General features: G+C 35.2%; 13 protein-coding genes, 2 tRNA genes and 1 CRISPR repeat array. Of the genes, 7 read left to right on the forward strand and 8 right to left on the reverse strand.

Features of this window, described 5'->3' with window-relative positions:
• The first annotated feature begins 102 nt into the window (after positions 1-102).
• Positions 103-175, forward strand: a tRNA-Gly gene (locus NQ163_RS11385).
• Positions 176-617: 442 nt separating this feature from the next.
• Here NQ163_RS11385 and NQ163_RS11390 read toward each other — a convergent pair.
• The 5 genes from NQ163_RS11390 to NQ163_RS11410 all read right to left on the reverse strand — a co-directional run bounded on the left by NQ163_RS11390 (position 618) and on the right by NQ163_RS11410 (position 4,265).
• Positions 618-1,904, reverse strand: coding sequence for a DUF3570 domain-containing protein (locus NQ163_RS11390; protein WP_268190447.1), 1,287 nt, complete (start codon positions 1,902-1,904; stop codon positions 618-620).
• A complete protein-coding gene (locus NQ163_RS11395) occupies positions 1,895-2,119 on the reverse strand; it encodes a DUF4266 domain-containing protein (protein ID WP_054722606.1) in 225 nt (74 codons plus the stop codon). The genes NQ163_RS11390 and NQ163_RS11395 overlap by 10 nt, the downstream gene beginning before the upstream one ends.
• On the reverse strand, positions 2,112-3,152 hold the full coding sequence (locus NQ163_RS11400; RefSeq protein WP_268190448.1) for an FAD:protein FMN transferase: 1,041 nt from the start codon (positions 3,150-3,152) through the stop codon (positions 2,112-2,114). The genes NQ163_RS11395 and NQ163_RS11400 overlap by 8 nt, the downstream gene beginning before the upstream one ends.
• A 4-nt stretch (positions 3,153-3,156) precedes the next feature.
• Entirely contained in the window at positions 3,157-3,594 is a 438-nt protein-coding gene (locus NQ163_RS11405) for a thioredoxin family protein (protein ID WP_268190449.1), read from the reverse strand.
• 122 nt (positions 3,595-3,716) lie between these two features.
• Positions 3,717-4,265 carry a hypothetical protein gene (locus tag NQ163_RS11410; RefSeq protein ID WP_268190450.1) on the reverse strand — a complete coding sequence of 183 codons (549 nt, stop codon included), beginning with the start codon at positions 4,263-4,265 and terminating at the stop codon, positions 3,717-3,719.
• A gap of 142 nt (positions 4,266-4,407) precedes the next feature.
• Between NQ163_RS11410 and NQ163_RS11415 the strand changes: the two genes are divergently transcribed.
• The 6 genes from NQ163_RS11415 (at position 4,408) to NQ163_RS11440 (ending at position 10,385) form a co-directional block, all read left to right on the forward strand.
• Positions 4,408-4,491, forward strand: a tRNA-Leu gene (locus NQ163_RS11415).
• A 204-nt stretch (positions 4,492-4,695) separates the two neighbouring features.
• The gene (locus NQ163_RS11420) at positions 4,696-4,869 is read left to right on the forward strand and encodes a hypothetical protein (protein WP_268190451.1); all 174 of its coding nucleotides are present in this window, start codon (positions 4,696-4,698) and stop codon (positions 4,867-4,869) included.
• Positions 4,870-5,415: 546 nt separating this feature from the next.
• Entirely contained in the window at positions 5,416-5,649 is a 234-nt protein-coding gene (locus tag NQ163_RS11425; protein WP_268190452.1) for a tyrosine-type recombinase/integrase, read from the forward strand.
• Between the two features lie 313 nt (positions 5,650-5,962).
• Complete coding sequence (locus tag NQ163_RS11430; RefSeq protein ID WP_268190453.1) at positions 5,963-7,219, forward strand: M48 family metallopeptidase; 1,257 nt, start codon at positions 5,963-5,965, stop codon at positions 7,217-7,219.
• Positions 7,216-9,465 (forward strand): AAA family ATPase, encoded by a 2,250-nt coding sequence (locus NQ163_RS11435; RefSeq protein ID WP_268190454.1) that lies wholly within the window; start codon positions 7,216-7,218, stop codon positions 9,463-9,465. The genes NQ163_RS11430 and NQ163_RS11435 overlap by 4 nt, the downstream gene beginning before the upstream one ends.
• A gap of 20 nt (positions 9,466-9,485) precedes the next feature.
• The gene (locus tag NQ163_RS11440; protein WP_268190455.1) at positions 9,486-10,385 is read left to right on the forward strand and encodes a CRISPR system precrRNA processing endoribonuclease RAMP protein Cas6; all 900 of its coding nucleotides are present in this window, start codon (positions 9,486-9,488) and stop codon (positions 10,383-10,385) included.
• A 120-nt stretch (positions 10,386-10,505) separates the two neighbouring features.
• Positions 10,506-10,898: direct repeats of the CRISPR family, unit length 38 nt; unit sequence TGCCTTGAGGTATATTGAGCGCTACGGCGTATTGAGAC.
• Positions 10,899-10,971: 73 nt separating this feature from the next.
• On the opposite strand, the gene cmr6 is transcribed toward NQ163_RS11440, so the two are convergent.
• Genes cmr6 through cmr4 form a run of 3 tightly spaced genes read right to left on the reverse strand, consistent with a single transcriptional unit; the run spans position 10,972 to position 12,931 of the window.
• Positions 10,972-11,778 carry a type III-B CRISPR module RAMP protein Cmr6 gene (cmr6, locus tag NQ163_RS11445; protein WP_268190456.1) on the reverse strand — a complete coding sequence of 269 codons (807 nt, stop codon included), beginning with the start codon at positions 11,776-11,778 and terminating at the stop codon, positions 10,972-10,974.
• Between the two features lie 7 nt (positions 11,779-11,785).
• A complete protein-coding gene (locus NQ163_RS11450) occupies positions 11,786-12,130 on the reverse strand; it encodes a type III-B CRISPR module-associated protein Cmr5 (protein WP_268190457.1) in 345 nt (114 codons plus the stop codon).
• Between the two features lie 12 nt (positions 12,131-12,142).
• Positions 12,143-12,931, reverse strand: a complete 789-nt coding sequence (cmr4, locus tag NQ163_RS11455; RefSeq protein ID WP_268190458.1) for a type III-B CRISPR module RAMP protein Cmr4 — start codon at positions 12,929-12,931, stop codon at positions 12,143-12,145.
• Positions 12,932-12,936: the final 5 nt, after the last annotated feature.

Genomic DNA, 12,936 nt, shown 5'->3' on the forward strand with positions numbered 1-12,936 from the left:
CAGTTGGTAGAGCATAACCTTGCCAAGGTTAGGGTCGCGAGTTCGAGTCTCGTTTCTCGCTCAAAACGGTTTTTCTTTTCCGTTTCAATAAAAAAAGAAATTGCGAGAATAGCTCAGTTGGTAGAGCATAACCTTGCCAAGGTTAGGGTCGCGAGTTCGAGTCTCGTTTCTCGCTCTTTTGAAGAGATTTCCTCTTAGGAGGATGTTTTTACTGTACAAACTAGCATTATTAAAGCTGCTTCATTTTTTGGAGCAGCTTTTTTTCTGGAAAGTCTTGAAAAGTTTGAAAAGGTAGAAAAGTTGTGAAATTCAATGGGGAATGTAATGATGCACTAAGGCATAGTTCTAATTTCACATTCGCACAATAACAAAATTACACTCCTGATAGCTATCGATACACGAAAACTTTCCTTTAAAGATTCGCCTGTTTTTGGCATAAATTCCCTCAAATCTGTTTGAAATATCCCGATATTCCTTCACGTATTTGTGTAAATTTCTGCTCAAAACCAGATCAAACAGTGTCGAATTTCACATCGAACTCAGGTTAAAAGTAGGATGGGAGTTCATTTTTAAGCACAAAAAAAGACTCCCTTCCGGAAGTCTTTTCGATATATCAATTAGAATGTGAATCCAAAATCAAGGCTCACTAGCCAGGCGTTTAATCCATCGCTTCTGTCGTAATAAGCTGTTCTTAGGCCTACACTTTTAAATTGGGCAACTTTTCCCTTTCTAAATGGCGATTTAAACTTCCCAATTCCCATAACAGGCGAATATTGAAAACCAACACCAAGTTTATAACTGTCGAAATCCGAAAGATCGTAATCTGAAGTATAAAATTCAGGTGTGTTGGTAGCGCTTGCCTGACCGAATTCATAAAAATCATCAGCAGCAGTTTGAGTGTGGTACCTGAAAAAAGGTGAAATAATGAATGATTGAGAAATCATCATTGGCAATTCAATGCTAGCTGTATGAGCTGATATTCCCCAGCTGTCGGTATAGAATCGGTAGAATGTTTTTAAGCGTACAAAGTCACTCAAATAATAGTTCCAGCGCATAGAGATTGGAATTTTTAACCTGCTATCATCCAATTGCTCCACATGACTTAATCCTTTTAAAGTAGCCATATCATCATTGATGTTTGCATCATCAAAGAATACTCTATGGAACGGTGTTGATAGTAATCCGCTTTGCGATACTACTTCGGCTGAAAACAAAGCTTGCAGTCTTTTGTTGATTACCTGAGAGTAGGACAGTCCAAATTTTAGAGTTGTTCTCACGTCATCTTTCAACCATTCAGTACCGGTTCTTAATTCGGTTGGATAAAGTAAATTCCAGCTGTCGTTCATGAACAATGCATCAAGAGTTAGCGAACGGTTTTGATCCTCAGAATTGAAAGTGTATGATCCACCAAAATTGAATGATGTAACATCGTATTCACTTGAGAATCCACCTAAAATACTGTATGCATTTCCTGATTTGGCTAAAGTGTGTGAGTAAGCCATATTGATATGAGCTCTTGCATCTTTACTCGAAGCTGATGATTTATCAATATCAAAATAATCGATATTATCAGTTGATGCTGATGAATAGATGTCTACTCCAAAGTTTAAATCAAGAGCCGATAATGAATCCAAAGGAACATGAACCACAAAACTTGGCGCGATATTATCCAACTCTTCGGTTCCTATACCACCAGTAACAGGTGAGTGATCTCCATCTTGTTCGTAATAGTTGAATAAGAAGTTCACTTCGGTATCTTTAAAATCTTCGGGTGATTTCTTAGTTTTTACCTTTTTGCGACCATCTTCTTGTTTATCGTCGATACTGTTTTTATCGGTTTGAGAGAATCCTGTCATGCCAATTCCTAATAACAACAACAGGCTTAATAAAGCTTTTAATTGCATCCGCAACCTCCTCCCGATTTTCCACCATTAGCACCAGCGGCACCTTCGCGGTACGCCTGGAAATTGGTTTCGTAAACTTCTAGTTTTTTTGCTTGCAATGCCATTTCAGCATCGTTAAGATATGCTTTTTGATATGCCGCCACCGAAACACAACTGTTCATGGCAACTACAGCAAGCAGTCCAAATAGCATTAATTTGATTTTTCTTTTACTCATTGAATTTTCCTATTTGAATTTGATGTGAGTTATTTTTATAGCTTGTTTTATGATATTCTAATTTTAAATTGGCAGAGGTAAGCATTTTCTGATCATCGGTAACCAAAATACATTCAATACCATTTAGTTTGTTGATTAATTGTAAGCCACTTTTTGCGCCTAATACAAAAACAGAAGTAGCAAGCGCGTCTGCCAATTCGGCATTCGGACAAATGATGGTAACGCTACTTAATCCACTTACCGGATAACCTGTTCTTGGATCAATAATGTGAGAATATCTTTTTCCGTCGAAGGAGACAAATTTCTCATAGTTTCCTGAGGTTACAACAGCGGTTTCTCCAATGCTTAGCCAGGAAAAAATCTTATCTTTTTCTTTGGGGTTTGATATTCCAATTTTCCAATCTTCGCCATCTTCATCTTTCCCCCAGGTAATCAAATCGCCCGAAGCATTTACCAAAGCACCGATTAATTCCATTTTCGACATTACTTCGAGAGCTTTATTGGCCGCATATCCTTTACCGATTGCTCCAAAGCCAATTTTCATGCCTTTTTTCTTGAGAAAAACACTTGTATTCTCGTTGTCAAGGATAATGTCTTTGTAGTTTATTTTTGATACGGATTTTGCTACGCTGGCTGAATCTGGCATTTGAGTCATGCTGCCGTCGAATTTCCAGATTTTGTCCATTGATGCATAGCTAATATCAAAGGCACCATGCGTTAAATCAGATATTTTCTTACTTCTTCTGATTAGATTGAATAATTCACGATTTACCTGAACTGCCTTTATGCCTGCATTGCGAACAATTGCTGAAGTTTGTGAATTGGAATCCCAGGAAGAAATCAACTTTTCAATCCTTTTGATTTCATTTATTCCAGCTTCAATTGCCTCATTTGCTTTTGTTGCATCCTCCGAAATTGCTGTAATTTCGAATCGGGAACCCATCAAAAGCAGAACCTTTTTGTGCGTTTTGTTTTGTCCGTTTGAGATGCAAGTCAGCCCAAGAAGAAGTGTTATTATCAGTAATCGTCTCATTCTATTATTTTAAGAATGATTTGATGTGATCGATGTATTGATTGGGATTAAGTTTTTTGTATCCGGTTTTTCCCAATACTTCGCCTTCTTTATTCAGAATTACAATGGTAGGAAACTGTCCTTTTTTGTTATACTTTTCGGCAAGGGCCTCGTTTATTTTAACTTGTTCTTTGCTTAGTTGGTTTTTCTTTGCACGAGGGAAATCAACATTTAATATGACAAGCTCATTTCTGGCAAAATCTTTAAACTCATCTGTGTTTAAGATTGTTTTTTTAAGTATGATACACGATTTACACCAATCGGAACCAGAGAAGTTCATGAAAACAAATTTGTTTTCTTTTTTGGCTTGATCCAAAGCTTGGTTTAAATCATTTTGTGCTTGAATTTTATTTGTAGCAAATAATACCACAAACAGTAAAATCATTGATTTTGCAATGTTCATTTTAGTTAATAGTTTTTTATTGTCAAAAAATAAATTCTAAATCAAAACTATAAAAAAATACCTTGCAGTGTTTAATTGTTGTGTTAAAAGATGTATAAATCTAGATATTTGTACAGATGTGGTTAGAACTGGACTCCATTGTTGTGAAGTATGCTAATTACTTCATTGCCTAGTTGTGGTTTTACTGCTCTTAGCATTTGATTGATTTTTTCATTTTCAATATCAGTTAAGCCAAGAATGATATAAGCTGAATTTCTATCTTCCGGTGCATCTTTAATCAATTCCAATAGAATGTTTGTTCCCGAATGGAACTCTTTATTTGATAAAACAGAAAGATTAATGAAAAATTGACTGGCAGTTCGAACAATTTGCCCATCGGTCTCAACCTGAATGAAAGGAAACAAAGCCATAATCGCTTTCGGATTATTTTTTCTGATAACAGAGCTAAGGGCTGTAAGTAGTTTTGTTCGTTCCTCACTCGTAGTGTTTTCAATTAAATATTCAAACATGCGAAACAGAACGGGAATAATATTTTTGTTGCGACTTTCACCGTATAAAAAGCAGGTTCTAAAAGCCATTACTTGCAATTCATTCTTATTCAATTCATCCCATTTATCTGCTTGCAATGCGATTTTATCTAAATAGGAGTAGTCCTTTTTCTGAGTAGCCATATCGAAATTTTTATTTGCGCAAAGATATAAACATGAAAGTATTCTCCAATACGCAAGTTAGCAGAATTAATTGGATGCTTTTATTTGTATGGCATTAAAAATCTTTTGCAATTATTTCTTTTTTGTTAATTTTGCTTGCCTTGCCCAAGTGCTGGAATTGGTAGACAGGCATGGTTGAGGGCCATGTGTCCGATTGGGCGTGCGGGTTCGACTCCCGCCTTGGGCACCTTTGTTAAGCACGATAGAAACTAAATGCACTTATTTTCATTGAAATAAGTGCATTTTTGTTTTTGAAAATGTCAATGAAAGCATTTAAAATGCATATTTAGGAGGGATCATTTCGAGACCACACCAAAATTTCACAATCTTGATTTCTTCTGCTTAACTGGCTGATGCGAATTGGTCGCATTTGATATTCTCTAAATGAAACATGTTGCGTAATTTTCACATGCAAATTTCCATGTATTTTGGTGTTAGATTCATCATTGATTATGAGAATGCTTCTGATATAAAAAGTAGAATATTTAAGCTTGCTAAAGGAAGGTATGTAGGTAGTGTAAGTGTTTTTAATTATTACCTGGATAGTATAAGACAAACTACATAAAAGTTTTTCATGGAAACTTAAAAGTAGTTTAAGTCATCGAAAGGTAGAGTGGAAGAGTTTGTTAATTCGAATACAAAATCAATGATTTCCCAGTGGGAAAGATCAATTACCACTTTCCGGATAAGTTCGATTGTTACTTAAAGTTCATCAAAATACCGCATGGAACTATCACAAGCATTTAATGCGAATTTTAAATTTAGTCATATTCTTAGAGTATATGGAGAAGAATCCATATGGCAAGTATAAGGTTAGATTGGATCCTACCAAAAGACTCGATATGGTGAAAAATATATTTTTTTGCCTGTTATACAGGATGCTTGTATTCAGATATTTTCAAACTACACCATAGGCATTTGGCTATTGGTGATGATGGAAATGAATGCCTGGTAGCTGACAGAAACAGGAAGGATACGAGATGTAGAATCCCATTGTTACCAAAAGCAAAAGAGATCTTGGAATCGTTTCAAGAGGATTCATCCATTTCCGGAACTGGGAGATTGCTTCCCGTTATATCCAATCAGAGGTTGAATGGTTATTTGAAATAAATTGCTGACACATGCAATCGATAAAAATGTAAGCATGCATATGGCTTGTCACACTTTTGCAACTTCAGTTACTTTATCAAATGAAGTTCCTATTGAAACAGTATCAAAGATTTTAGGGCATACTTCTTTGAAGACAACTCAAATTTACGCCAGGATTTTAGATAAGAAGATCTCTGATGATATGAGTGATTTGCAGAAAAAGTTAGAGGAAAAAAGGAAATCTAAAGATATTTAAAAAGTATAGCGTATGGTAAAATGTTAATTAGATGTGATTCAAGGAATTCAGGTTTTTCTAAAATACTTGTAAAAGCAACTTGCTTTTAGAATATATATCATTATCATATCAATAATTCATGTATAATTGCTAAATTGGAAATCCATTTGATTATCCAGATAGTTTGAAGTTAATACTAGGATTTGTTTTGTTGGATTTCGTGATTTTATTTTGAACGAAGTAGGGGGTGGTTTTTGAGAGTTGTTTATTTGGATAATTGAACGGGGTTTTGAATAAAAATGATCATATAACTTACGGTACCATTAACAAAAAAATGAATTACGAAAAAATTCGAATTCCTCTGGAAATTGCCTTAGGACAAGAGTTGAATGAGCTGATACAGGGCGATATTGTTGAACAAGTCATCAAAGAAGCTCAAATAGAAAAAATAGAAAACAACTGGAAGTATATTCTCGAAGGACACTCTTTTAAATTGGGACCTCAAATGGCACCAGACTTATATAGCCTATGTAGGAACGTGCAGGAAGAATTGCAGTTTGATGAGCCCATAGACTTTTACATTACCAATTCTGCGGAACTCAATGCTTTTTCTTTGGCTCGTAGTCATGATGATACCAACCACATTATCAATCTGAATTCTGCTTTGGTAGAGAAATTTGATAATGATGAGTTGCGTTTTGTAATAGGACATGAAATAGGTCATTTGATTAGTGGAAATGCGCGTATTGCCATGTTGGTGCAGTTTGTGTATCCTCCCGAATTGAATATGCCTTTAATGTTGCGTCACAAACTCAATTTGTGGCACAAGGTATCGGAACTAACGGCGGATCGTTTTGGATATTTGGTATGTAAGAATGCCGAGAAAACACTCAGTAGTTTTTTCAAATTGTCATCAGGATTATCATCGAAAAGAGTAATGTTTAATCCTGTGCAGTATAGTCAAGAGAATGAAAAAACACTGGCTTACTTTAAGGATAATGCCAGGACAGATATCTTATCTCATCCCATAAACCCCATAAGGGTAAAAGCCATTGAATTGTTTGCAAAATCGCAGACTTATGCAGAAAAAGGACTATTGGGTGGTGATGATGAAATTCTGGATTCGGAAATGGACGAACTGATTGGTATCCTGATCAAAACGGGAAATTCCAATATCGACTATCATCGCAAAATATTTATAGCAACAGCTGGAATCATATTGGCACAGGTTGATAATGTGATTAATGAGGATGAGTACAAGGAAATTATTATGGCCTTGTCGGAGTTTAGCATGTTTCCTAAAGAGTTTATGTTTGATATTGCCCAAAAGGATGTGGTACGATTCTGTAATCAGGCCATTACAGAAATTTTGGAGATTAACCCTTCTGAAAAATATGCACTGATCGATTTTATTATTCGAATTGCACTTTCGGATCACGATATTTTTAAAGGCGAATTGGATCTGATTTATCATTTTGGTGAAAACCTTAGAATGTCGAAAAAAGAGGTGGCTCAAATCATTGCTACAAGTATTCAGAAGCACTATGTTCCCAATATTTTTAAACCATTAGAAAATACAAGTGAGAGATGATAGATGATTATTTTGAAGACATTGAAGAAGTAAATCATAGTTTTTGGTGTGGAGAAATAGAGGAAGCTCTGGGGACTTGTGAAGAATTATTGTACGAATGGGATAAGGAGTGGAAAATTCCGTATCTCAAATTAGTTTGTGAAAATGCAAATCGTTTAAATTTTAAATGTGTGTTTACAGGGAAGAGTTTTGATATGATCTTGGTAAGCAAAGATGGCAAGTATATTTTTCCGGTACATTTTTTACATGATGATTTAGATGATGATAAGCTTAAGGATGTAGTAATTGAGATTGCCTATGCTAACACCAATTATTATAGAGATATTAAAAAGTATCCATCAAGTAGTAACAAACAGATTGTTAGGTCAATTGTGATTGGTTCCAAAAGCATGAAGTGGTATAAAGAGGAGTTTTCAGATTTTCGGGAGATATTTCGGGAAGCGCATTTTACTACTTTGAAAACTTTTGACTTAAACCGTATTGTGCCTGAAAAGAAGGAAGAAGAAGTAGATACTGGCTATGGAAGAACTTTATGGCGATTGGCAATGGGTTTAGGAGTTGATGAAGAAGAACTGAAGAGGGCTACTATTGATGTAATGGATATGGCTCCTCAATCCTACCTTTCTTTTGTGAAGAATACTCAACAGGTAGCAGAAAGTCTTGCCAAACAGAAAGACTTCTTTTCCATGCGTTTGAATTGTGTTTTTGTTAACGACAAAAATATTGATACATACGAATTAACAAAGATGTTTGCATCAAGTTTTTTTGAGGATATAAATGTTTCAAAAATAGATTTTAGCAATTTGACTGATAAATGTGATTTGGAGGGGAAATTGTCGGACATGGAAAATTCAGTTGTGTTGATCGAAAATATGGACAAAAATGATAATAGAGATCAGCTGATTCAAGATCCATTTAAAAAGGAGGAGATGATTGAAAGTCTATGCAATCATATTATCGAACAATCCAATAATCTGTTTTTACTGTCACTAAGTGAACAAGGATGGGATCGTCTTTCTGCAATTTCACCAACATTAAGAATCTGCTTTCAAAATGTTTTCCATTTTGATAGTGTTTCTGTTGATATGCTTGTGAAACATTTTGTTGAAGAAGTAAAAGCTTATGGTTTGGAAGTAAGTACAGAAGCACTTGCATTGGCTGTAAAGTACTTTGAGTACATGAAATCTTACTTAAGCACAAAAGATTTTAATGTTGGTGTTTCAACCATGTTGGCCGGCGAAGCTCGATATCATTATACCTTACGAATAACAACGAGTATTGATGATGGAGACAATTTCATTAGTAAACAGGATCTTCAGGAAAGCATAAAGGATCAATACACAGAAGACGATCAGAAGTCTTTGCCTGAAATCATGAAAAAACTAAATGATTTAACAGGTTTGCAATCCGTTAAGGAAAGTGTTACCTCACTAACTAACCTGGTAAAGGTAAACCGCCTGAAAGGAAATAACAACGCCATTTCCTTGAATTCTATTTTTATGGGAAATCCGGGAACGGGAAAAACCACCTTGGCTTCCATTTTAGGAGAAATATACAAAACGATTGGGGTACTGTCTAAAGGACATTTGGTAGCGGCAAGTCGCCAAAGTATAGTGGGACAATATATTGGTGATACCGAACAAAATATGAGACGTTTAATCAGACAAGCAAAAGGAGGAATTTTGTTTATTGATGAAGCCTACAGTTTGTACAAGCCCGATAGTCCGAGAGATTTTGGTACGGATGCCATTAATGTTTTGGTAGATGAAATGGAACAGATTAAGGATACAACTTGTGTGATATTGGCTGGTTATACCAACAATATGGAAGAATTCCTTACGGCCAATCCGGGACTGGCAAGTCGTTTCCCTCATATGATCAACTTTCCGGATTACTCTTCGGATGAATTGCTGGAGATCTTCATCAACTTTATGCAGAAAGAATCCTTTAGCATGAGTGAAGATTGTATGACAATTGTTTCGGAATATTTTCAGACTTTGATTGAGGAAAAGGATATGAATTTTGGAAACGGTAGAGTGTGTCGAAACCTGTTCGAAAAATTAAAGCAGATTCATGCCAACCGCATGGTAAGAGAAGATGTTGAGGCTGGAGATGAACAGCTTTTAAAATTTAACCAGGATGATATTGAGCGATTGCTTCATGGATTCGAAATCAAGCCAAAAGATGTGATTGCAGCTAGTGTGAATCATCCTTTTATTGACAGTTCGTATTACATCAAGCGATAATCCAATAAGCGAAGAATTTTATGAATCAAGAATACAATAAACTCTTTTTTTACCAATATAAAATCGTACTAAAGCTTAGAACAGATCATTTTGAACTGCCAACATCGCCATTTGCATTTTTTCATGGCTTGTTTGGGCAGGTGCTCTACAATGCCAACGGACATGCTGGTACAAAACACATTCGCTGCAATAAAGAAAACTGTTCCTATTGCCAGCTTTTTAAACCTGTTTTGCCCGATGGCCATTTTTGGAGAGGCAAATACACCAATCCACCCATAGGATATGTACTATCGCCAGCATTAAATGAAAAAACAGAATACACAAAGGCCGAAAAAATGGAGTTTCATCTTGCCTTAATCGGATCGGCCAACAAACATTTACCCAACATCATAATGGCTTTTAACCAGATGCACAAATATGCAGAACATTCGATTGTAAGCAACTTTTTGCTGGATAGTTTTGAAAGTGTATTGCCCAACAAGCAAGATACAGCCATGGACAATCGTTTTTCGTTGGAAAATATTTCGGAAGTTCCTGATTCTAAGCTTGTAAAATTAAGAACGCACACACCGCTTCATTTGCAATCGGGAAAACATTTAATTGAAGAGAAGCTAGTGGAACAGCTGTTGCAGCAGGCACATACAAAGTATAATTTGCTGGCTCAATTTTATTGTGGTTCTCCTCTTTCGAAAATAGAAAATATGGCATTGCCTGAAATGAACTATGAGATTCATACCCATCGTTTCGAAGTATGGAAAAACAAGCGATATGGCAAAAAAATAAAAGTTGATGCAATTGTAGGAGAGTTTACTGGTTTAAGCGAAAATATTTTGCCTTACACCGAACTTTTGGCTTTAATTCGCCATCTAGGCATTGGCAAATACAGCTCCTATGGTTTGGGAAAATTGACTTGGAATTAATGCAAAACTGCTGAAAGAACAAGGTAGAATGAAAATATTGATTGCATTTAAAAACGGGAAAGGTTTGAGCGCTACGGCGTATTGAGACATAATTTAGGGTTTTTATATTTATAATAATATTGCCTTGAGGTATATTGAGCGCTACGGCGTATTGAGACTTTAAAGGGTGAATAATTTGTAAATAATTGCTGCCTTGAGGTATATTGAGCGCTACGGCGTATTGAGACTAAGGTTTGGTTTGCATAACTTATACATATCTATGCCTTGAGGTATATTGAGCGCTACGGCGTATTGAGACGCTTGGATTTTGTAATTTTTCAAAATATCTTTGTTTGCCTTGAGGTATATTGAGCGCTACGGCGTATTGAGACGGAGAGATTTGAGATACTGCTAATTTATAATAATTGCCTTGAGGTATATTGAGCGCTACGGCGTATTGAGACAGAGTTAACGATAGAATCGCCAGTGTTACCATTGCCTTGAGGTATATTGAGCGCTACGGCGTATTGTGTAGCAAGACCTTTATAAAAGAAAAGGGTTAGACTAAATTTAGTCTAACCCTTTTCTTTTATAAGTTGATATGGTTTTATTCAAATTGGCCATAACCAAGATTGGTTTTGGCACCAAGGCCGAAATAAAGAATTATCTTTTCAAATAATATCTCTTTTTCCTTAGCTGATATCTTTCCATCGTGTAATTTAAAATTAAAACCCCATGTAACATTGGGTAATATTTTTAAAAACATCAAGGGGGTAGGATTCTTCAATGGGTCTTTGTGATGTGTAATGTAGTCATCACCAAATATTTCACCATTTTTGTTTCCTTTAATAATTTCAGCATTAAAAAAAGTGTCTCTTTTTGCTGTTGGTAACTTTTTCTCTTTGCCTTCTTCTTTTACTTTTCCTTCGAATATTTCCAATTCAATTTCATCTATTAAATTTTCAATTTCTGTCTGATTAAGGTTTTTTATTTTTTCAGAAGGTAAAATAGAAGCCATGTAATTGTATTTGGCTTCTTCAATTTTTTTTGCTCGTCTTTTTTGTACCAATTTATTTTTCGGATTCTTATAAATTTTACTTTGTCTGCCAGGAAAGGCATTACGCAAAGCTCCTTTTATCGAGGCTCCTGGAATTACCGGTAGTCCACTTGTATGATCAAAATAAAACCCAATTTTAAAACCATCTGCTCCTTTTAAATTATGTGTGTATCCAGTACCAAGGACCAAGCCAGGATATATGGTTTTTAATTGTAGTCCTTCGAATTCTTTCTTAGAAACTTTTGCGTTTAAAATTGCATCATGAGCTTTATTATTTTTACTTACACTATTGTTTTCACTATTGTAATAGTCATAATAAAACAGATAGCCATAATTTGGATAATTTGTATTTCCCATCTGTTGATTATTTTTCATCAAATGTACGAATGGCTAGTTTAATAGCTACGATCGCATTTTCGAATTGTTCGGTAGAAATTTCTTTGGCAATTACTTTTTCCAAAACAGTTTCATGCTTGTCAATAGAACTGTCAATAAATTGTCCAAGGGCTTTTATTACTTTCTCTTTTCCTTCGGTTGCAATGTAGGCCGCTACTGTTGCAGTTAAACCCGAACAACGAACCGATGCACCAATTGAAGAAATGTAAGATTTAGTGCTTTTTTCTACTTTGTTATCGTCATTTTCTATTGTTAAAACTCTTTTGACAATGTCAAATGCTTTTTTGTAATCATCACTGCTTAATTTTTTCATTTTCCTTTTCTTTTAAACAGATTTAAATTTACACTGTCCGTAACCTATTGAAGCATTGGCACCAATCTGAACCGAAGATTCTTCTATTTTGCTAAAAGTATCTTCAATTTTCTTATTAATTTCGTTTGTTTCTGTTCCATCAATAATATCTGTCCAGAATATGCTTTTCGAAGGAACTACTTCTTCGTACCATAGGTTTTTACTTTCTCCATTTTCAAGATAGTTTCTTGCTATTGCAGGCAGGTTATTGCAGTATTTTTTAAATTCTTTAAAAGGAAGTACAATAATTTTTGTGCCAAGCTGATCTTTTAATAATTTGGTAGTTTCTTCTGTAAATGGATCTTTTTCTTCAAAATCATTTTCTTCCAAATCTTCAATCTGGCTATTTTTTCTCTCGCCGCCAATTAAAACTGCTTTGTTGATATCCGGTACATTGGCATTGGTAAATTTGTTGAATACTTCGGGGCAAGTAGCCATATAGTATGGAGCGTCGTTAGCACGCAATGGTAAGGCAAGCAGATGGCTATCGTTAAAAATATAAGAACCAATATTTTGCTTGTTACTCTTTGTTTTTCTTGAGTTTGGGACACTGCCAAAAACTATGCTAAAAAAATCGTTGTTTATTTCGTTGTTGGCATCAAAGAATTCTTTCAATGCACCTTTTAAGCCCGATGCATGTATGGTTGGTAAATCGGTAACCGCATCGCGTTGTACCAGTCTGTCAATGGTTCCATAGTTAATATCTCCGCTGCCAACATGTAAATTGGTTAGACATTCAATGGTGTATCTTTTTTTATTCATGATTA

Source organism: Marinifilum sp. D737 (assembly GCF_026672275.1).
Lineage (GTDB): Bacteria > Bacteroidota > Bacteroidia > Bacteroidales > Marinifilaceae > Marinifilum.

What these genes read in the sequence shown, in the direction of transcription:
- NQ163_RS11390 (WP_268190447.1), bottom strand. Translation starts at nt 1,904, where the DNA reads ATGCAATTAAAAGCTTTATTAAGCCTGTTGTTGTTATTAGGAATTGGC.
- NQ163_RS11395 (WP_054722606.1), bottom strand. Translation starts at nt 2,119, where the DNA reads ATGAGTAAAAGAAAAATCAAATTAATGCTATTTGGACTGCTTGCTGTA.
- NQ163_RS11400 (WP_268190448.1), bottom strand. Translation starts at nt 3,152, where the DNA reads ATGAGACGATTACTGATAATAACACTTCTTCTTGGGCTGACTTGCATC.
- NQ163_RS11405 (WP_268190449.1), bottom strand. Translation starts at nt 3,594, where the DNA reads ATGAACATTGCAAAATCAATGATTTTACTGTTTGTGGTATTATTTGCT.
- NQ163_RS11410 (WP_268190450.1), bottom strand. Translation starts at nt 4,265, where the DNA reads ATGGCTACTCAGAAAAAGGACTACTCCTATTTAGATAAAATCGCATTG.
- NQ163_RS11420 (WP_268190451.1), top strand. Translation starts at nt 4,696, where the DNA reads ATGTTGCGTAATTTTCACATGCAAATTTCCATGTATTTTGGTGTTAGA.
- NQ163_RS11430 (WP_268190453.1), top strand. Translation starts at nt 5,963, where the DNA reads ATGAATTACGAAAAAATTCGAATTCCTCTGGAAATTGCCTTAGGACAA.
- NQ163_RS11435 (WP_268190454.1), top strand. Translation starts at nt 7,216, where the DNA reads ATGATAGATGATTATTTTGAAGACATTGAAGAAGTAAATCATAGTTTT.
- NQ163_RS11440 (WP_268190455.1), top strand. Translation starts at nt 9,486, where the DNA reads ATGAATCAAGAATACAATAAACTCTTTTTTTACCAATATAAAATCGTA.
- cmr6 (WP_268190456.1), bottom strand. Translation starts at nt 11,778, where the DNA reads ATGGGAAATACAAATTATCCAAATTATGGCTATCTGTTTTATTATGAC.
- NQ163_RS11450 (WP_268190457.1), bottom strand. Translation starts at nt 12,130, where the DNA reads ATGAAAAAATTAAGCAGTGATGATTACAAAAAAGCATTTGACATTGTC.
- cmr4 (WP_268190458.1), bottom strand. Translation starts at nt 12,931, where the DNA reads ATGAATAAAAAAAGATACACCATTGAATGTCTAACCAATTTACATGTT.